12 protein-coding genes are annotated in these 21,383 nt (G+C 54.6%); 2 read left to right on the top strand and 10 right to left on the bottom strand.

Features of this window, described 5'->3' with window-relative positions; translation table 11 throughout:
- Window positions 1-2: 2 nt before the first annotated feature.
- Both zwf and pgl read left to right on the top strand, forming a co-directional pair.
- The gene (gene zwf, locus WX88_RS07800) at window positions 3-1,517 is read left to right on the top strand and encodes a glucose-6-phosphate dehydrogenase (protein WP_046243747.1); all 1,515 of its coding nucleotides are present in this window, start codon (window positions 3-5) and stop codon (window positions 1,515-1,517) included.
- 4 nt (window positions 1,518-1,521) lie between these two features.
- Window positions 1,522-2,250, top strand: a complete 729-nt coding sequence (pgl, locus tag WX88_RS07795; RefSeq protein ID WP_046243746.1) for a 6-phosphogluconolactonase — start codon at window positions 1,522-1,524, stop codon at window positions 2,248-2,250.
- Between the two features lie 110 nt (window positions 2,251-2,360).
- On the opposite strand, the gene WX88_RS07790 is transcribed toward pgl, so the two are convergent.
- From WX88_RS07790 to kaiC, 10 genes are all read right to left on the bottom strand, one after another.
- Complete coding sequence (locus tag WX88_RS07790) at window positions 2,361-7,850, bottom strand: hypothetical protein (RefSeq protein WP_046243745.1); 5,490 nt, start codon at window positions 7,848-7,850, stop codon at window positions 2,361-2,363.
- Window positions 7,851-7,858: 8 nt separating this feature from the next.
- Complete coding sequence (locus WX88_RS07785; protein ID WP_156176007.1) at window positions 7,859-8,488, bottom strand: hypothetical protein; 630 nt, start codon at window positions 8,486-8,488, stop codon at window positions 7,859-7,861.
- Window positions 8,489-9,091: 603 nt separating this feature from the next.
- On the bottom strand, window positions 9,092-9,559 hold the full coding sequence (locus tag WX88_RS07780) for a hypothetical protein (RefSeq protein ID WP_156176006.1): 468 nt from the start codon (window positions 9,557-9,559) through the stop codon (window positions 9,092-9,094).
- A gap of 3 nt (window positions 9,560-9,562) precedes the next feature.
- A complete protein-coding gene (locus WX88_RS07775) occupies window positions 9,563-15,097 on the bottom strand; it encodes a leucine-rich repeat domain-containing protein (RefSeq protein WP_082115912.1) in 5,535 nt (1,844 codons plus the stop codon).
- Window positions 15,098-15,601: 504 nt separating this feature from the next.
- A complete protein-coding gene (gene rpiA / locus WX88_RS07770; protein WP_046243859.1) occupies window positions 15,602-16,348 on the bottom strand; it encodes a ribose-5-phosphate isomerase RpiA in 747 nt (248 codons plus the stop codon).
- Window positions 16,349-16,673: 325 nt separating this feature from the next.
- Window positions 16,674-17,096, bottom strand: coding sequence for a response regulator (locus tag WX88_RS07765; RefSeq protein WP_046243741.1), 423 nt, complete (start codon window positions 17,094-17,096; stop codon window positions 16,674-16,676).
- Window positions 17,097-17,149: 53 nt separating this feature from the next.
- Entirely contained in the window at window positions 17,150-18,868 is a 1,719-nt protein-coding gene (locus tag WX88_RS27370) for an ATP-binding protein (protein WP_052732463.1), read from the bottom strand.
- Window positions 18,861-19,190 carry a circadian clock KaiB family protein gene (locus WX88_RS07755; RefSeq protein ID WP_046243740.1) on the bottom strand — a complete coding sequence of 110 codons (330 nt, stop codon included), beginning with the start codon at window positions 19,188-19,190 and terminating at the stop codon, window positions 18,861-18,863. The genes WX88_RS27370 and WX88_RS07755 overlap by 8 nt, the downstream gene beginning before the upstream one ends.
- A 10-nt stretch (window positions 19,191-19,200) precedes the next feature.
- Window positions 19,201-19,509: a circadian clock KaiB family protein gene (locus WX88_RS07750; protein ID WP_046243739.1), complete on the bottom strand. Its 309-nt coding sequence runs from the start codon at window positions 19,507-19,509 to the stop codon at window positions 19,201-19,203.
- A gap of 47 nt (window positions 19,510-19,556) precedes the next feature.
- Complete coding sequence (gene kaiC / locus WX88_RS07745; protein WP_046243738.1) at window positions 19,557-21,296, bottom strand: circadian clock protein KaiC; 1,740 nt, start codon at window positions 21,294-21,296, stop codon at window positions 19,557-19,559.
- Window positions 21,297-21,383 lie beyond the last annotated feature (87 nt).

Here is a 21,383-nt window from a genome sequence, read left to right as displayed (position 1 = left end):
GCATGAGCTCCACCAAAAAAAATCAGCCCACCGTCTTCGTTATTTTCGGGGGCACCGGGGATTTGAATGCCCGCAAGCTGGCCCCCGCGCTGTATAATTTGTTTCTGGACGGCTGGCTGCCCGAACAGTTTGCCATTATCGGCACGGGCCGCACGGCGCTGTCGGACGAAAAGTTTCGCGCCAAGCTCCTGGATGGCATCAACCAGTTTTCGCGCACCGGCAAAGCCGCGAAAGACCAGTGGAGCAAGTTCAGCGAGCACGTGGTGTACCAGATGGCCGACGTGAAAGAGGCGGCCTCCTACCAGGAATTTGGCAAGCGCATCAAAGCCTACGAGCAGGAATGGAAAACGCCGGCTAACGTCATCTATTACTTGGCCGTATCTCCTGATTTCTTCCCCATCATCGCCTCAAACCTGGCCCAAAGTAACCTGGCGGACGACACCGACCGCACGCGCATCGTCATCGAGAAGCCCTTCGGCCACGACCTGGAGTCGTCGCGGGAGCTAAACCGGCTGCTGGGCCAGATTTTTCACGAGCGCCAGATTTACCGCATCGACCACTACCTGGGCAAGGAAACGGTGCAGAACATCATGGCTTTCCGCTTCGCCAACGCGCTGCTGGAACCGCTCTGGAACCGCAACTACATCGAGCACGTGCAGATTTCGGTGACCGAGCAGCTGGGCGTGGGCGACCGCAGCGGCTACTACGATGGTGCCGGTGCCCTGCGCGACATGATTCAGAACCACCTGCTGCAGCTCCTGTGCTTGGTGGCCATGGAGCCGCCGGTCAATTTCACGGCCGATGAAGTGCGCAACCGCAAGGTGGACGTGCTGCGCGCCATGCGCCGGTTTACGCCGGAAGATGTGCGCGAGCTGGCCGTGCGCGGGCAATACGGCTCAGGCTGGATGGAAGGCAAGCAGGTGCCTGGTTACCGCGAAGAAGCCGACGCTAACCCCACTTCCAACACCGAAACCTTCGCGGCTGTGAAGTTTTTTGTGGATAACTGGCGCTGGCAGGGCGTGCCGTTTTACCTGCGCACCGGCAAGCGCCTGCACCGCTCGGCGTCCATCATCACCATTCAGTTTAAGGACGCTCCCCACTCCATATTTCCGGCTGAAACCGGCGAAAACTGGCAGCAAAACCGTCTGGTTATCAGCATTCAACCGGAAATGAGCATCCGCCTCCAGCTGCAGGCCAAACGCCCCGGCCTCGACATGATGCTCAACACCGTGGACATGGTGTTCGACTACAAAGGCACCTACACCAGCGAGGCCCCGGAAGCCTACGAAACCCTGCTGCTCGACACCATGGAGGGCGACCAGACCCTGTTTATGCGCGGCGACCAAGTGGAAGCGGCCTGGGACCTCATCATGCCCATCCTCACCTCCTGGCAGAACCGGGCCAGCCAGAACTTCCCCAACTACTCGGCCGATTCCTGGGGCCCGGAAGTAGCCGAAGCGCTGATTGCCCGCGACGGCTTCCATTGGTTCACGCTCCCGCTCAACGGAAAGAAATAGCATTATGCTCCTGCATATTTTCGCCACTCCCGACGAAGTACTGGACCGTTTGGCCCAGTACTTCGTCGGCCAGGCCAGCCAGGCCATTGCGGACCATGGCCGGTTTTCGGTCGCGCTTTCGGGCGGCAATTCCCCCAAGAAGCTGTACGAGCTGCTGGCTTCTCCGGCCTACCGGAATAAGGTGGCTTGGGCACAGGTGTACTTCTTCTTCGGCGATGAGCGTAACGTGCCCCCTACCGATGCGGACAGCAACTACCGCATGGCCAACCTTGCCTTGCTGGAGCCACTGCAAATAACGCCATCCCAGGTGTTCGCCGTTGATACTTCCCTACCGCCCGCTGAGGCCGCCCGAGCATATACCCAAACCATCCAAGCCTTCTTTGCTCCCGGCGAAGCACGCTTTGACCTGGTGCTGCTGGGCCTCGGCGACAACTCCCACACGGCTTCGCTCTTTCCCCACACCCCCGTGCTGCACGACGCCAGCGCGGGCGCCCGCGAGGTTTTCGTAGAAGAAAAGCAAGCCTACCGCATCACCCTGACCGCCCCACTAATCAACCAGGCGCAAGCCGTCGCCTTCCTAGTATACGGCGCCGATAAAGCCACCGCCGTGTATCACATACTACACGACGCCAGGAACGTGGACGAGTTTCCCGCGCAGTTGATTGCGCCCGCTGGCGAGCTGCATTGGTTTTTGGATGACGCGGCGGCATCCTTGGTAACGAAAGGGCAGTAGCGGCAAACCTGAGCGTAAACGGCACTTAGGACTTCATGAAAAGTGTCTGCTCCTAGCTTCGTCGCGAGAGTAACGAAGCTAGGAGCAGACACTTTTCATGAAGTCCTAAATCATTTTAAGTCTGCTCTAGTCTTGCTACTTGGCTTTGGAGTCTGACTTTTTATACTTTGGACGATACGTTTGACATTAGGACGACCTATGATAACGCCGGAAAGAGCAACCGGACAGTCCGCTATTGGTCCACTTCCTGATGTGGTACCACGCGGGCAAATACTAGTTGAATACTCAGACTGAAACTCTCCATTATACTTGTATCCGCCGCAACCGTCTGCTACTTGATACCTGTATACTCCGGTATTTTGTTGAGTGGTTTCGCATATCTCGCACTGTCCGTTGACACGCGTATCTACCTCCTCGAATTCATAGGTTGTGAATTTCAATTCTACGGTGTGTGCCCCACGCACATTCGACAAAAGACAGCCATCAGATAAAGGGCTAACACGCGTGCCATCCGTTAGGGTACGGTCCGAATTAATAGCCACGCCATCTACTTTGATGGCATCGAATACGCCTCTATTAAATAGAGAACGGCAATCGATACTTTCCGCCGTATAGCGCACATCATTACCGATTTCGACCTGATTCACAAGCCCTCCATCCAGCGAGGACGTGATTTTACCGCTTCCGTTCAGAATGGCCCGCACCGCAAACACTGAATTTCGGGCGTAGTTGTAGGATGACTCTTTAATGAGCCGTTCGGCCAGAGCGGGGCTACCAATAGATGTCAGCACTTCTTTGTACACCTTGGCAAGCTGACCCGCCGCATCGTACTCATAGTGCGTATACAGGTTATCACCATCCAGCGTGTAGGTAGGTTGCCACGACTGAGTATCATACACATAGGACTGCATAGGCGCATCTAGGGGATGAAACCTGAAGTCATCGAAATAGACGGCGGCTCCGCTACTATTGGCATTGGTGTTCTGACAGCCTACTACCAGGCTCTTTCCTGTTGCATTCGCCGGGATGGCTACGTCGAGATTTAATAAACACCAATTACCCGCTCTCTTGGTTGAATTAGAGTTAATTCTAACCTCCCCGGCGGGAGCACCATTCAGTGTCGCATAAAGCTTCCCCTTAGACTGTCCTACGTCACTTGAATGCACCCACGCACTAAGCCGGTATGTTCGCCCGGCCGTTAGATCCTTTCCTACTGCTGCCCGATAGGAGAAGCCGGTTTGCCCTGGCATCAACTTAGTGCTGAATGCACCAGTATGATAAAGTGCCGGGTCTTTGCGACCACCATCGCGAACCTCGCCGCTAAAGTGCCCCCAACTAGTAGCATCTTCCGCACCTGAATAAGCGAATTCAGTATACCTGGCATTTGCTACTTGAGCAATGAGTTTTGTTTGATTATAGCCGTACTTATTAGATGTAAAATCACCGTTTATGTTTTTAGCTTCCAGCTCTCTTGAGTAGTGATTATATTTAGTAATCTCGGAAGTATTGAGCCATTTTGCTGCTTGTGTAGCATTGGCAACCCAATTGAAATCTGTGAATTTACTGGTCGCGGTAGTGCCATCTGTGCCCAGCTGGTTGTCATTCCACACGAAGCTCTTGTGCTTACGCCATACCGCAACGGGGTTAACCTCGGCTTCATATTGGTCAGACGTAGCATTGAACGTCCGGTAGTCAGTCCAATCTTTGTTCCACGTTTGAACGCTGGCACTAACGACACCCATCGGGATACTCTTATACATCTTATACGTGTAGGCCGCCGTGCTTTGATCAAGCATGTGCTTGTTGGCAGCATTCTCCGCTTTTGAGCGCATTTCCGGATACTTGGTGTAGGCCGGTACAAGGTTCGTTTGGAATTTTTGTCCGATGGCATCCTTGGTTTCTTCCTGCGTGACTTTGCCCGTTAGAAAATCCCAGGCTGTATTCAGCTTGGTTGTCACTACACCTTTTGACGTTGTCTGAACGGCCAGCAGTACGTTCGGATAAGTTGTATTATTCGTGCGGCTAAGCTTAAAATACGTGTTGTCGTTTTGAGTGGGGCCTTGCGCCACTTCACAGAGGATAGAGCCGGAAGTAAACTTTCCCTGTTCACTGGCACCGGGGACCTGATCCGTATAGCCAAACGTTACATCCCCTACCGTATTACCACCCCGTTCAAGGGTTCTAATCCTTTCAAGGCGGCCAACCCGCGAAGCACGATTCCGTACATCGAAATAGAACAGCTTAGAATTCTCTAACGAGCCTTTGTTATTATAGGGCCAGTTCAACGTATTCAGGGCAATCTGTGTGTTCGTAACCTGTATGCAGGCTTGGTCTGGTGTGTTGAAAGTGTATTCGGTCTTATGCGTAAAATCGGAGTCGGACTTCATGCCTTCTACCACCGTAACTTTAGAATAAAGTACTGGGGTATTGGGGAAATCGTATAGCTGGTAGAAAGGATAGTCCACCGTTCTTACCAATTCAGGTTCTTGCGCTACAACGCCCGAAGAAGGGTCATTGCGGTTTCCATATAGTCCGTAGATGTACCCGGTCTTGTATGCGTTATCCGATTCATCACGCATGGTTATGGATGCAACCCGCACACCTCCCCCACGTTTGGAGGGTAAGCGAACATCTATATACCCACTAGCACTCTTCCAGTCAGCGTCGGGGCAGCCTTGTGTGCGTTGTATATCGAGACTGTTAGCTTGTGTATTCAATACGATATTACCAAGTGCCAAACTCTGACTCAAACACTTGGGCGTCGGTAGGGTGTTAAAATCTTTAACATCCACAGAAGAGCCAGTGAGAACTCTATCTACAATATTATAAGGCGCAATGCTTTTGATATCAAATCGTAATGAGGCGGCAGTACTACTCAAACCTTTAAATCCATTAATTGGAACTCTTTGCTTAATAGGTTCCCCACTTATCGAACTATAATCGTCCGATTCATAGCCTACTGTGATACGTCCGCCCAGAGGAGAAATAATATCCGTCAGGTGCCACGCCGTTGGGTCACTGTAACCGGAGTAGTGCGAGGTTGACCCAGTCGCATTGTAGGAACCCCACCCGTCCCAGGCATCCTTGTTGTAAGCAGGATTGGGTGAATTATAAAGAAATTTAAAATCAGGAAACAGCTTTACATTGCTGGGGCCATAATAGCTGACGCTGTTCAGGGTTAGTTTTCCCAGTCGATTAGCTGTGTAAGTTCCCGGGGCAAGGAGAGGTGGGGAGGCCGCCGAGGCAAAGGAATTAATAGTGGAAGGACACAACGTATAAGAGGTATTCAACTTCACCTTCCGTTGGGCTTTCTGATCCAGGAACGTGCGAAATGCAGGATTTTCCTGAACGTCGTACACATCGAACACATCGCGCAATGAGCATACCTCGGGTTGCTGCGCGGAGGCCGGGGCGTTAAGCTGGGTTCGGTCGATGGTAGTTCCGGATGTGGAGTTCTTATCGAATCCGATGGATTGAAGCTGTTGGAAATCGGCGTTATTAAGTAAAACAATTTCGCTCAGTAAAAGGCTAGAAGCGGGATATTTGAAATCTTCGACCACCGCCCACGGGGGCGTTCCTCCACCCGAAAGCAGCGTGTAAGCACCCCGGCCATCTTTGCGAATATCTTTCAAGAACAAGGCTGTATGGGTTCGGGTCTGAATGGTATTTAGGTAATATGTTTCTTTTAGCCCTTTGCTGTAAGTAGAACGGTCACCATCCTGGGTATACTCAGTGTACGGAAAGCGCCATTGATAAAACTCTGCGAACCGCCCATAATCAAACTTAACCCAGTAGCCCAAATCTTCGCCATCAATGGAGCCCATCTCTCCCTTATCCACAAAATCGGGCCCCGTGATGCCCGTGAGCAGCCAAGTAGTGGCGTACCAATCACCTTTCTCGGCATTTCGGGAATACACGTCTCCATTGGTGCTTCTCGAAAATTTGCGGCCGATATCACTACTCACCCCCGTAAAATCTTCCTGTTTTTTGTTGTATACCGGCAGTGCATAGTGGTAAGTAGTACCATCTGCATTTGTGATAGCATATGCCCCAATGCCTTTGCGGGGCCATACAATACTGCGGTTCGAGGTGCGGCTGGTATTGCTAAGTGCCTTATACTCCATTACCCTACCGGTTCGCGATGGCGTGTTGCTGGCCATTTCATCGTTTGAGAACCACTCCACGTGCTTTCCTTGGGCCAACTTCTTGTTATATAAGCCATCACGGTCCGCTTCGATTCGTTGGCTCGCGTTCGTGAGCTTAGGGTCCGTAACCTGATAGTATACCCTCCGCGCGCTGCCGCCGCCGTTGTCAGCGCTGGAGATAGAGATGCCGGGCCCGCCGCTGTTGTGGTAGACGTACGAGTTGCCGAGGTCGCCGTTGTACTTGAATTGAATCTTATCAATATCAACGCCTTCTTCTAGGAATGGGACCAGATTAACCTTGCTGGAGCCGAAATTTAATCTTTTTGGAAAGTTCAGGGCACCAACGTCGGGACGGTAAGGGGCCATGCTCCCCCCGATGCCGGGCCCCATGACCGAATACGCGTCGTAGGCAATATGCGTGGGATTAAACGAATACGCATAGTTTGCTCCCGGCTCAACATAGGTGTACATATCACTCGTGAGTGCGGGAAAACCTTGGTCAAGGTAAATAGATTGTGGGAAAGCGAGAGCCGGTGTTGAGCTGGCCGGAGTGCCGATGCGAGGCCAGCCAATACCGTCTGCGCCGTAAGAAGGGCTCGGATTCACGGACGTATTATTCTTCATCTGGCCAAGGTACAAGGCTCCGTAATTGTGCTCCCTCCTGTTATTATCTAGCCAGTATCTATACTTATAGCCGGAACGGGTGGGGGTTTTTTCAACGTTCCACCCTCCGACAATGCTACCGGTAGAACCCTGGGACTTGGAGCCACTGAACAGAGTTCCCCCAATTGATGCTGCTATATCCATGCCGGTAGATAGCGCAGTGCTAGCACCAGCGGTGGCCGCAGTTGAAGCAATTTTGGTCAGGCCACTAAAAAATCGTCCCACATCAAAGGATGCCTTGTCTTTGTTGAACGTAGTACCCATGACAGAGCCATTCTGCAGGCCAGTGTGGTCGTTCCAGCTAACACCCGCTATATCTAAGAGATTGATTACACCTCCGTATCCTTTTTCAGAGTCCCAGCTTCGCTGAAACAACCCGTAGCTCTTGATATAGCCACTACCACCGGGGTCCTGAACGTTGACATTGGTGACATTATCGTAGTCATCGTCCGCGCTGCTTACTTTGGAGCGGGAGATTGAACCCGGGTTTATATTCCATCCCAAGCCGGCCCAGCTAGCCTCGTCCTCCAGGCCAATGCCGCTGTGGTAAGCCAGTGGTAGCGTGAAGCCTCCTTCGGGACCGGGCACATCAATGAGCGGGGTATTATACGTGAAATCCCCGGTAATGAGATTGACCATGTCGGTCGTACCAACCGGCTCATAGGAGGTAAACTCCGTTTGGTTCGGGCCAGTAGTCAGCGCGTAGCTTATCGTAGGCGCGATAATGCTACCCACGGTTTCAGTTAAAAAGAATAACGCAATGAAGCGTATCGTGCGTCGGGTTAGTCTCATGAAGGTAGCTAGTCGTGCAGTTGAGGAATGTTGTTGATTGCCTCCGCGGTGAAAGGGAAACGGACGGTAGCGATGCCGAACTTGTCGCCTCGGTACAAAATGTCAAAGCCCTGGCTTAAATCTGTTTTGCCTTTGGAGAATACGACCAGGACCGAGGACTTTTTTGTAGCTCCGTATTGCCGGGCATAAACACTGGCAATCGCGGGTAAGGTGTCTTTTGCTGTACAAAGTGATACATCTGTGTAGACGTAATTAGTGAGATAATTTAAACAAGCAGTGTATAACTGTTCATTTTGTAAAAATCCGTTCTCTATTTCCTGTCCGTTAATTGAGAAATCAAGCGAACAGTAGATATTTTTAATAGACTCGCTCAGGCTATCTCCCTTTTGAACGTCACTAAAGTTCATTTTCTGCTGAAGAAACACAAGCTCTGCCGGCTTGTATGAACACATTATAGCTAAGCCATTTTGAGAAAACGTCTTCGTGAGGTCATCTTTATGTTCATGCAAATAATTTTGATAGTCATCAACATTAAGCTTCCCTTCACAACCCACTAGAGAGTTTGTTGATAAAGCAAAAATCATGTAGGAGCCGTATTTTACTATTTTTCCCATTGTTAAAGCTATTCCTGATTTCATTTTACGAGAATCGTAAAATTCGAATAAGCAGGTTTTTTTTGCAGTGAATCTAACATTTAGAACAATGCTCCATAGTTCTTGCTACCAGCGGATAGTTGAGCCCGACCAGTGGAGAACGATAAGCCGAACTGTGCTGCTCCTGCACGATGGTGCGTCCACATGAACATCGTCAAAAATAGACATCCAGACCACCCGCAACTCCACCGTGCCGCCTTGCTAGACCCTACTCGGGCAAGGCGGATGTGCAATGGGCAGACTAGACGAGGGCATGAATTAGTTAATTTAATGGTGCATTTTGCTTTGGCTTAGAATACCTATGTATTAGCTTTGAATCAGCTTGTTGGGACTCACGTAATAAATTGATTATTTCGCCGTGCAGGACACATGCATAACAAAAACGTTAAACTGGCTGAGTGAAAATTCAAAGTAACTTACTTAAAATAATGCGACTCTTTCGATACGAGAAGCATAAACTGTATCAAAACTATTCTAGCAGTTTGCTTGATTTTCTGCACCGATAAGCTCTGACAAATCAACCAAAATCAATTCTATATTAGCATCAATTCCAGTACATGACTTATTAGGATAGGACAAAGCTTATTACTATAATTCCTGCTTGCTTATTGATCCATCAGTGTGAATATAGATTTTTGTCGTATTCGGGCTATACAGCCTTGAATAATTTCTTAAGATTAATCCATCTTTACTTGTCAAAGCAAGAAATTTTTTCATTAGTATTTCTGACCTCAACGGATTTTGCTTTGGAAAAAAGAACACGACCCATGCCTTATTTTGCTTTGTGTAAGCAAATGGCTTATTCTCAAAATAAAATGGGTTGGTTTTGGTATTTGATATCGTGTAAGATACGACAGAGTCTGTTTGTCCAATATCGACTGTGACAATGGCCTTTTTTAGATCTAAATTATTTGCTGACAAATAATTATCTATTTCCTTTTTCAGTGTTAAGTCTGTAATATCCACTGTGCCTGTACAGTTCATTTCCATTCCTTCTACTCCTCTTGAGCATGAAGAAACATACAAAGCAATAATGACGAAATTTATGATCCTCATGATTTATCGCGGAAACAAGGTTGGATATTTTTTTCCAGGAGGTGCAAGTATGATATTATTCGGGTTAACTCCATAAAACCAATTTTTGAGTAGAATATACCCTGGAATTTTAAGCTTACTAAAAGTATCTACATCATCTTTAGATGGATAACTTACTCTAAAATGAGTATGAACGCCAACAAGTACCTTAAATGTCCTGCCATTATCATCTCGAATAAGCTTGGTGCTGTTATCGTAGTGAATTGTAGGATCAGAGATGTCTATGCCATTGTGTATCCAGGGCAAAACAAGTACACCCTGCTGCTTAGTCTTTATATCTGATACCAGATATGCAAACACTTCTTTCGACTTACTCTGTTGCATATAATCATAAGCCTCTGCTTCTCTACTTTTATCGAAAAAGTGAAACTGCATTGATGCGGGTACTCCAGGCACTTGTGCACTTCTAGTACTATAAGAAATATTACTAGCTCCAGCCTGCAATGCATACGGTGCGGCACTAACAACAGCGCGGCCTACTGCACTTCCTACTGCTTTTAGAGCATTACCCAGTACCCCCCAATTAACCACTAGGCGGTAGCTCTCATGTACCAACCCTCTACCGAGAATCTGGATAAAAGGAATTCCGGAGAACCCGCCATCGGGGTCCACGCTGGAAACGGGGTTATTCCCCATCCCCACATAAGGAGAATCAAACTGACCCTCCGGGTCCGGTGCCGTCCAGCGCCCAATGCGCGAGTCGTACATGCGCAGTTCGAAGTTGTCCCAGCCCGTTTCCTCGTCTTTCTCAGTAAACTGCCCCTGGTAGCCGTGGCGGTAGTTCTTGTTACCAACCGTGTAGTTCAGCCCCACCAGCGGGGAACCATACGCCGAGCTGTGCTGCTCCTGCACGATGGTACTGCTCGTGTAATCCACCTGGATGTCATCAAAATAGACATCCGGGCCACCTGCCCCATCGGTTTCCACCCGCAGCTCTACCGTACCGCCTTGCCCAAGCCGCAGCCCGACTTGCAGCTGCTGCCAGCTGCCCGCGTTGCCCGGGGTGGCCCGCTGGTAGTCATCCTGGATGATGGCTCCCTTGTCGTCGCGGACGATGTAATGCAGCTGCGCGTTGCCAAAGCCTCCAGCCGTCGAGCGCTGTTGCGCCGGGAGCGCGGACGTCAGCTTCCCACTGCCTAAGGTGAACGCGGCGCCCAGCCGGAGCCCGCTCAGGGCCGACAGGCCACCCACTGGGCGACCATCCGTTCTAACGGCGGCGGAGCTCAGCGGAGCCGCTAATCCAACCAGCGGGACCAGCCGACTGGCTTTGCCCTGCGGCGGGGCCGTGCGGGACGCTACCGCGGCGGTCAGCCACGCATACGCGGTGAAGGTAACCGTGTCGCCTTTCGCTACGGTGAGCGTCTGGCTCGGACCAGTACTTAAACCGGCCGTGAGTCCCAGCCGGGCCACAGCGGCACTGCCATTATGGCCCGGGGCCATGAAGCGGGTAGTAGCTACGTTGGCAAAGTCCTGCTGCTCCTTACTGGATGCGCTTGGCTCCATGGTAGCGGTGTAGGTCGTCGTCGTCGGCTGATGATAGATGACGCGGGCATTCCCGAGTTGGTCGTTTAGCTCGTAGCGGTAGTCCTCGCTCCCGTCGTCGAGGCGCGTGAGCGTGCCCAGGCGGCTGGCTCCATACAGGGGCACCTCGGTCCGCGTCAGTGAGCCAGCCGCCTCCTGCACGTAAGTGCTCAGCTCGTTGCCCGAAGCGTCGCGCACTGAATAGGTCGTGCGCTTGAGCTGAAACGTGATGGGGTCGTAGCTGGCCTTGCTGGCCCGAAAGCCCCGGTCGTCGTAAGTAAATACCACCAAGGGCTTCTGGTAGGCGGCGTCGCGGTACACGCCCGTTACCTTGCCCGTCACGTCGTAGGTAAGGTAGCGCTGGCCCTGCTCGTCGCGCTGGCGAATCATCTGGCCGGTGGCATCGTAGTCGTAGTCGAGCACCGCCGCGCCCGCTGGGTTGTTAACGCGGGCCAGCTTGTTGGAGCCAAAAGCATACTGGTACGTGAAATCATCCGTAACAACGCCGGCGCCATCGTAGCGGCGCAATTTATTCAGGTTGCCATTCATGTCGTACTCCATATTCCCCTCCTCGTTGGCATGGGGTATCGCAGCCACGAAACTTCCGGGCGCCGTGGGAGTACTGCCGGGCACCAATTGCCCAAAGGTGGCCTGCTTTAGCTGGCTCTTGGCGTCGTAGGTATACACGTGCTGGCGCATGGCCGGGTTAGCGACCGTGAACCAGGCCGCTGAGCGCACCAAGCCGTCGTAGCGCGGGGCCGGGGCATTGGCAATGGTGGGCGTCGCCAGGCTGGCCTGGGCGCTGCGGTAGTCGCCGCTGAAGTAGTCCAGGGTCAGGCCGAACAGGTCCTTGACAAAACCGGAGGCCGTGGGACTGTCACCATCCAGGCGACGGTTGGCCCCGTTGATGCTCTTCAGCCAGCCCTGCACCGTGTAGGTATAGTCGGTGCCTTGCAGGCCGCTGGCTGTTTCTACCCGCTTCAGTGGGCCGTGCAGGTAGTATACATAGCGCGCTTGTTCGGTCTGGGTAATCCCGTCCGGGCTGGTTTTCACTGTCAGCAGGCGCTGGTTCTCATCGTAAGTATTGTAGTGGTAAAAGGCATCGGGCTGCCCCTTTTGATAGGCTACCTGCGTGACATTGCCCGCCGCATCGTAGGTGTAGTCCACCGTCTTCACTCCCACTACGGGGGCCTTTTGCACCAGCCAGGTCAGCTGGCCCAGGTCATTGTAGCTATACCACGTGGTGGTCAGGCCATTGCTGGTTTTAGCGACGGCGCCCAGCACGAAATCCTGCTGCCGACTACCCAAAGCGGCATCCGGCTGCGGCACATCATACCACACCTGGTTACGCTGGCTACAGAAGGCAGCATCGAGGCCGCCAGTGGCGGTGCGGTCTTCCAGCAAGGCGGGTTGCAAGACGCTGTTAGCGGCGGGGGTAGCCGTCAGCATATCCTCAAACACCACGCCCTGGCCCGGGGTAGTAGCCTGGGTGTACTCGCCCGATTCTACTACCCGCCCCAACCGGTCGTAGTTGGAATACGAGAAACGGGGAGCGGTGCCGCCGCTGCCCTGTGCCTGCCGGGCGCTCTGGGAGAAGCGGATGCGGCCATCACGGGCGTACACGTAGCGGGTAGTGCCTTCGTCGGTTGAGGTAGTGCTCAATAGCTGCCCGGAAGTGTCGAACACGTTGCGAGTCAAAAATTTGGGTGCGACGTTGAGGCCCGTATTGAGCCCGGTAGGGAGCAATTCGGCCACCCCTTTCGGAGCAATGCTGGCTACGGCGCGGCCTGCGTCGTCGTAGAAGACGTAGCTGAAATCGCCGTAGCGAACCGGGTATGAGAAGCTTATCGAGCCGTCCGTGACTTGTAATCGGTAGAAACCCGGGGTTAGGGTGAATGTCGTTGTCCCACTATAAGCAGTTATCACCGACGGATTCCGAGACAAATCCGTAACGGCGAAAAGGCTGGGAGTTGTCGACCGCCCATCGGTCACCGTTATGGTGGTAGGCGTAGCCGACTTCGCGACGTGAATATCCTGATAGGCCGAGCTATTAGCCTGGTCGAACATATTAACAGTCAGATTGCCTGCTAGCGTACTGGCCGGGTACTGATCACCGCTTAAACAGCTAGCCAATACGTTGCCTTCCCGATCAGCGAAAGAAATGGACTCAATACCGTTGGGACTAATACTCACCGATTTCAGGCCTTGCGCGCGGAGGCTGGGCACCGGACTACCCGGGACGAAGCGCGCCCGCAGCTGGCTATAATGATCCATTTCATTAAGCAATGGAAAATCGCGGCCCCTCATCTCGTGGCCTGAGCCAAGGCGAAATTCATCGCCCGGGCCAGCCGCCCGGCGCATGCCGCCCAGTGGCCCCGGCATGGGCTCGGAGATACTGAAGGGGTTGCGCGTGGCGGCAATGGCCGGCTCCCAGGTATTGTTGGTGCTGTAGTAGTAGCCTAACGTGCCCGGGGTTGTTTCATCCAAAGGGTCAGTCGCAACAGCCGCGCTAGTGGGCTTCTCAAAGTTGACAGGCGCGTAGTCACGGCTTACGGGGGCTCCTCCGCCCACCGACGTAGTAGCGGTGACAAACCCTTTTTTATACTTAAACTCCTGATTGTTGGTAGACGCTGGCAGTGTTGTGAGAACGGCTACGCCATTGCTACTATGTAATGTTTGCGTGGCAAATACGTGGCGCTCCGCCAAATTTTTCGACTGGCTCTGCGTCGGCCGGCCCATGCCATCCGAGAACTGCTTGCTTTCGCTGGTAATGTTGCCCGCCAAATCATAGGTGCGCGAGAACGTCCAGTTGCGGTCCAGGTCGGCGGAGGGGTCACTGGGTGGGGGCACCTTCGTAATATTTACCCGGTGCAAGCGTGAATATAGCGTGAGACCGGTTACCCAGTCGTTGGTAGCCCGGCAGCGGTAGCGGCCCCGGCGCTGGGCCGTGGCTTGCGCGACCTGGAAGTTAGCACTGGTGGCGCCTGCGATGACCACCCAATTGCCGGCCACCTCCCGCTGCCATTGGTAGCGCGTACGGGCCCCACCAATATCGCTGCGTAGCGTGAAACTCCCGCCGGCCACTACCGTTGTCACTTGCTCATCTGTCGAGGATATCTGCGGTGAGTAAGTAATATTCTTAATAAACGATTGGCCGGGGCCCGTGAAGTTGGGCTCAAGTGCCTCAAAACCCAGTTGGTTGTTGCTCACATTGAGCGAAAAGTAGGACAGGTTGGGATTCTGTTGGAAAGAGGGCAGCCCCGTCAATTTATTGTTCTGCACGTCAATCTGCCTCAATAGGGGAAGAGTAACTAGACTGCTTGGCAATGCCCCACTGAACTGATTATCAGCCAAGCTAAGCCCACCCAGCCTAGTGAGTTGTCCTAGCTTGACAGGTATTGCCCCACTAAAGCTATTTCGGCTCAAATTGAGTACCTCCAACTTGGCGAGGTTGCCTAATTCGGCCGGCAGTGAGCCACTGAACCTATTATCACTTAGTTGAAACTCCCGCAATTCGGTAAGTTCGCCCAATTCGGCCGGCAACGGCCCACTAAACTGATTAACAGATAAATAAGCCAATCTTAACTTGGTAAGTTTGCTCAACTCGACTGGCAATGCTCCTGTGATACGATTAATAAGTAGTTGTAGGGTATTCAATTCGGTAAGTTGGCCCAATTCAGCTGGTAACGAACCACTGAGATTATTAATATTTAGAGATATATTTGTTACGTCATCATTATATACGGACACGCCATACCACTTGGCGGCATCAGCCATCGTAGTGCCGGTCAGCCAATTGGTATGGTTAGTCCAGTTAGGGCCATTGGTACTGTTGTACAGGGCCCGTAGTGCGGCCAGCTCGATGGCGTCGGGAACCCGGCCTTCCGAAGTCGGCTGGGCGTATCCAGCAACACTCGCCGCCAGCAAGCAGCCAATCAATAACCAAACCCGGTGCAGCAAAAGGTAGCGTTGTATCATAGGTAGGTAGGGCGCCGCGTAGCCGCGACTGCCACCGCACACGGAGCATCCGTGCGCGATGAGCGTAATTACTGAATGAGAGAGGCGGGAGGGGATTAGAGCAGGGAGCAGCTAGGGCTTGGGCCGGAATCCGGCAGATGCCATCAGTGCGAACAAAACCAGACACCTGGTTTTGAGGAATGAGCTGATTAAAGCTCAGCGGCAGCGCGACGCTGCGAAAGAAAATAGCAGACAAAAGAAAGTATCGACTGCAAAAAAGAAGAAAGAGCTATTGTGGAAACGTGGTACAAATTAAGTGGCCAGGTGGTAGAAGGCCAAGAAAAGTGTAAAAATAAATTGTTATGTTCAATTTATTCACCGGTTTTGCTGAACGAATAGCTGCCGTTCTTGCCGGGCTAAAGTCACGAGAAAAGCTTCTACCCTAGAAGAGGTCAGAGCAATTAGAAACTGATATAGTCGTGAATACGTTGTTCGCCTTATCGGCCACAACTCTGCAGTATTTTTTTACGGCAGCTCCGAGAAGCTCGCCGCGTCAGCTGGCTCGGCACCGGGGCGGAGCAGCAGCACCTGCTCGCCCCGGGCAACCAGAGCGGCGCGGGCCAGACCCAGAAACAAGCCGTGCTCCACAATGCCGGGGATGGTTTTCAGCTGTCGGGCGAGCTGCTCCGGGTCGGGCAGTACTTCGAAATAGCAATCTACCAGCAGGTTACCTTGGTCGGAATGCGCGGTTTGCGTAGGATTCTGCCGGTCCATGCGCAGTACTGGGGCGCCACCGAGGGCCGCTACGGCATCCAGCACCCAGGGCAGCGCGAACGACACGACTTCGAGGGGCAGGGGAAAGCGGCCCAGCTGCGGCACTTCTTTCGACGAATCGGCCACGATGAGCAGGTAGTCGGAGGCTGTGGCTAGTACCTTTTCGCGCAGCAAAGCCCCACCACCACCTTTCACTAGTCGTAGCTGGGCGTCCAGCTCGTCGGCGCCGTCCACGGTCAGGTCGAAGCGCAGACCGCGCCGGGGCTCTACCAAAGGAATACCGACTTCGCGGGCTAGTTTCTCGCTGGCAATGGACGTGGCCGTGGCTTGCACCCGCAATCCGCCGCGCACGGCCTCGCCCAACTGGGCAATAAAAGGAGCCGCGGTGCTACCGGTGCCTAACCCGACGAGCATACCGTCGCGCACCCAACGCACGGCGGCAGTGGCTGCGAGGTGCTTTTCCTTCTCTAATCGCACTTGGTCTTCGGGAGTTGGCATCTTGGTATACTGGTTTGGTAAGAGCTTGCGCGGGCTAAATTTAGAGTTGTTTTCCAGGCCGCACGCGGGGCAAACACCCACCAAATGGCGTTACCCTCTAACCCTCAACTCTTAATCAGCCTGCAATTAAGTCGTGTTAGAAACAGTTTGCATTGGCCAGCACGGTGTAGAGACGCCACCCTTGGCGTCTCGTCGCTGGTGCCGTCCGCCGGTATTTCATTCCATTTGTCTGCATTTCCATTCGTCTGCATTCGTTCAACGACGAGACGCCAAGGGTGGGTCTCTACACCGTGCTGGCAGCTAGCTGACTGACTCGAATTGCTTACTAGTCCTCCGACAAATGGTGATTGAAGTGGGTTTGCAGCACTTCATTTAACTTTTCCCTGGTCAGCGGCTTATTGAGAAAGCCAGCGATGTTGAGCTTTGAAACCCGCTCCACGTCCTGTGGGTGCAGCGAAGTGGTGAGCATCACGATGATAATGGCCTGCTTCTGCGGCAGGGCCAGCTTTTCGTAGGCTTCGAGAAAGGCAAATCCGTCCATGACGGGCATCTTCACGTCGAGCAGAACCAGGGCCGGGCGCTCATCAGTAATTTCATGACGATGCTTCAACAGCAAGTCGATGGCTTCCTGGCCGTTGAGCGCAATTAGGAGCTTATCCGTGATATCGAGCCGCTTTATCAGGAGCTGGTTGAGGTAGTTGGTCGTCTGGTCATCGTCGACGAGGAGGGCGCAGGTAAGCTTTTGCATGGGTAGTCAGGCGGCAAAATTTACCCCTGATGCGGGGCACGGGTGAGCGCGGCTTACCTAATGAAGTAAACGCAGAAGATGGTGCCAAAGTCGGGCTTAGAGTTTACGACGATATGCCCGCCCGCGTTCTCCACCATTTTCTTGACCATGTAGAGGCCAATGCCCGAACCCTCCACGTGGTCGTGGAAGCGCTGAAACATGCCGAAGAGCTTTCGCTCGTTGGCGGCATCCAGGCCCAGGCCATTGTCCTGCACTTCGAGCACCACGAAGGCACCTTCGGGCCGGGTGCGCAGGCGCACGTGCGGCACCCGGTCGGGGGCCCGGTACTTGATGGCGTTGCTAAGCAGGTTAAACACCACGCTACGCAGGTTTTTCTCCGAAAACGACACCGTGGGCTCTGCTTGCACGTCCACGTCGAGCCGAGCCCCGCTGGACTGGATGAGCGGCTCCAAATCGAGGCACACATCATGGATGACGGCGGCCAGGTCCACAGGCTCCGTGGGGTGGCCGTGCTCCTTTTGCAGCTTCGATACATCGGTCAGGTGCTCGATAGTGCGCTTGAAGCGGTTCACGGAATCCAGCATCAGGTCGAGGATGGGTTGCACCTGCTCACCTTGCACTATTTGAGGGGGCAACTCCAGCAGCAGGGCATCGAGGAGGCCTTCGATGTTGCTGATGGGCGCTTTCAGGTCGTGCGAGGCCGTGTAGATGAAGTTGTCGAGGTCGACGTTGACGCGGGTGAGCTGCTCATTGTTGTCGCGCAGCTGCCGCTGGCCTTGGTCGATGCGCTCCAGGGCCAGCTTGTGCTCGTGAATGTCGGTGTAGGTGCCAATCCACTGGATGATTTCGCCCTGCTCGTTGCGCGACGGCAGGGCTCGGCCCAACATCCAGCGGTAGTCGCCGGTGCCGTTGCGCAGACGACATTCTACCTCAAATGGCTGGCCGGTGCGCAGGCTTTGGTGCCATTGCGCCAGCGTGGGGCCAGCATCGTGCGGATGCAGCCGCTCCCGCCAGGAGCGGCCCTCGGGCCGGCCCTGGCCCTGCTCCTGGCCAATGTAGTCGTACCAGCGGCGGTTGCGGTAGGTGTGGCTGCCCTGGGCGTTGGTGGTCCAGGCAATCTGGGAGATGCCTTCAAGCAGGCGGCTGGCTTCGGCGGCGGCTCGCTCGCCAGCCAGGCGGGCGGCTTCCTCACGCTTTAGCTCCTCGGTTTTGCGGCTCAGCAGGGTATTTTGCTGGGCTACCTGGGCCTGAATGGCCATGATTTCACGCTGCGCCGACAAGTCGGTGACAATCACGGCCAGCGCGGGCGTGTCGTTGAAAGCCAGCACGTTCATCGACACCGAAAAGGGCACCAGCGCGCCCAGTTTCGTTTGCAGCGGCAGCTCGCCCTTGCTTTTGCCGGCCCAGCCCTTCTGCACCAGCCCCGCCCAATAGGTTTTGAACGCCAGTGGCACGAAGCAGTCGAAGCAGCTACCCATCACCTCGCCCAAGTCGCGGCCGAGCAGGTCGGCCAGGCAGGCATTGCAGTAGAGCACGGTAGCATCCTTGCTGAGCAGCAGGGCGCCTTCGTTCATTTGTTCGATGAGGGTGCGGTAGCTCTGGTCGGCACCTTGCAGCGTGAAAATGCGCGGCCCTTCGGCGCCCTGCACGGCCAGGGCATCCACGGCCCCGGTTCGGATGGCGTTAATTAGTTCTTGAGCTTCCTCTAGCTGGTAGCGCAACCCCTCGTTTTCGCGGGCCAGGTCGGCGGCCGTGGGTTCTTGCTCACTCATGGCCAAGCGTCGGCATTATGCCCAGGGCTTTCAGCACCCGCTCGTAGTCGGAGAGGTCGCCCACCAGGCGGCGCACCAGGCCGGGGCGCCGCTTAATGAGCGTGGGCACTCCAATGAGGTCTTCCTGCTGAGCCAGCTCAGGCTGCTGGTAAATATCGACGATGAGCAGCTCGTAGCGCCCTTTCAGGTGCTGCTCGCAGATGTCCTTGATGTTGCGCACGGCGCGCGTCGAATTGGGCGTGGCCCCCGTGATGAACAGGTGCAACACGTACTCAGGGCCGGCGTGCTCGGGTTGGTCCGCTGGGTTAATCAGTGGTTCCATTGGGCCGGGGCTAGTTGCTGACGACGGGCCGCACATCGAGGCCGACCAGGACCCGCTCTTCGTTGGAGAGGTCGCCGATAATTTTGCGAATGGGCTCGGGCACCTTGCGCACCAGCGTGGGAATGGCCAGAATCTGGTCGCCTTCGGCCAGCTGCGGACTCACCAGCAGGTCAATAACTTCTATCTTGTAGCGCCCCTTGAGGTGCTGCTCACAGTGTTTTTTCAGGTTGGCCAGCGCCGTGACGGATTTTGGGGTTTGGCCGGCTACGTACAAGCGCAACTCCCAGGTCTCTTCTTCTGATGGTTCTACTTCTGACATGGAATGGGGGTTGGGAGCGAATGCCGGGGTAATCTCAGGTATACGGGCTACTCGGGGCTTTCGCCGGGGGCAGGCGCGTTTTGCGCGGGCGGGTTAGCGGCGGCAATGCGCTGCTTGCCGCTGGTCAGGGTTTGATGACGTGTTTGCTCCTGAGTATTGATTTGCCGCAACTCCTCTTCCACCGATTCAAACTCGGTGCGCAGGTTGGCAATATTGGCTTCGAGCACGCGACGGCGGCGCTCCAGCTCGCGGTCGCGCCGGTCGGTTTCCTGTTGGGCGGCCAGCGTTTGGGCATGCTCCTGCAGCTGCTGCGTGAGGCGGCTGGCCCCGGTTACGATGCCCGTCGGGCCAATCACCACATCCAGCAGCTCAATACCCTTGTCAGTCACCAAAAACTCGCGCACCTGATTGGAATGGGCCATCCCGCGCGACTTAAGGATGCTCAGGCCGCGGTTGCGCTCGCCGACGCCCTCCAGGTCCCGCACGCTAATCCAGGTATCAACCAGCGATGATACGCCTTCTTCGGTCATCTCGTTCTGGTAAGTGCGGGTGTTCACCAGGGCCGTAAATAAGGCCGTGATGTTGTTTACTTTCAGAAAGTCAATCAGCCGCGTGAGCATGCTGCGTACCTCGTTGATATTGCCCACTGAAATCAGGTTGCTGATGGGGTCGATAACCACGGCGGATGGCTGAAACTCTTTCACCAGCTGGTGAATGGTGACGAGGTGGCGCTCCAGGCCGTTGAGCGTGGGGCGCGAGGCCTCAATACGCAGCAGTCCCTGCTTCACCAGCGGCGCCAGGTCCATGCCCACCGAGCGCATGTTGCGAATCAGCTGCTGGGGCGATTCTTCAAACACGAACATCAGGCAGCGGCGGCCTTCCTTGCACACTTGCTGGGCGAAAGCGGCGCCCAGCGTGGTTTTGGCGGTGCCCGCCGTACCGGTTATCAGCACGCTGCTGCCGTGGTAGAAGCCGCGCCGGCCAAACATCTCGTCCAGGGCCGGCACGCCCGAAGAGTCAACCTGGTCCGACACCTCGTGGTCGAGCCGCAGCGAGGTTACGGGCAGCACGGCAATGCCATCTTCGGTGATAATGTAGGGGTACTCATTGGTGCCGTGGGTGCTACCACGGTATTTCACCACACGCAGCCGGCGGGTGGTAATCTGGTCGATAACACGGTTGTCGAGCAGAATTACGCAGTCCGACACGTATTCTTCCAACCCTTGGCGAGTGAGCGTGCCGTCGCCGCGCTCGGCAGTGATGATGGTGGTTACGCCCTTGTCCTTGAGCCAGCGAAACAGCCGGCGGATTTCGGAGCGCAACACGCCCTGGTTCGGAAAACCCGAAAACAGCGCCTCAATCGTATCGAGCACCACGCGCTTGGCTCCAATGGAATCGATGGCGTGGCCTAGGCGAATGAAAAGGCCTTCGAGGTCATACTCGCCGGTTTCCTCAATCTCGGACCGGTCGACGTGCACGTGGTCGACCCGCAGCATTTTGCGGTCTTGCAGCTCCTTCAGGTCGAAGCCGAGGGAGGCCACGTTGGCGGCCAGTTCCTCGCCGGTTTCCTCAAAAGCCATTAGCACGCCCGGCTCGTTGAAGTTCTGAATGCCTCGCACCAGAAACTCTATCCCCATCAGGGTTTTTCCGCAGCCGGCGCTGCCACAAATCAGGGTGGGGCGGCCCTGCGGCAAGCCGCCATCGGTAATCTCGTCAAGCCCGACAATGCCCGTGGGGGCTTTGGGTAGCTGGGGCAGTGCGGCAGTGGCTGGATTAGGCTCTTGCATGAAGGAAATTTGATAGCCTCTCAAAGTTAAGCCGTAGGGACGGACATTAGCCTCTTACGGCCCGGATCGAGCTGACGTTGATTATCG

This window comes from Hymenobacter terrenus, from assembly GCF_000972495.1.
GTDB classification, from domain to species: Bacteria; Bacteroidota; Bacteroidia; order Cytophagales; family Hymenobacteraceae; genus Hymenobacter; species Hymenobacter terrenus.
Note: the sequence above shows the minus strand (reverse complement) of the source record. Positions and strands in the feature narration are given on the sequence as shown.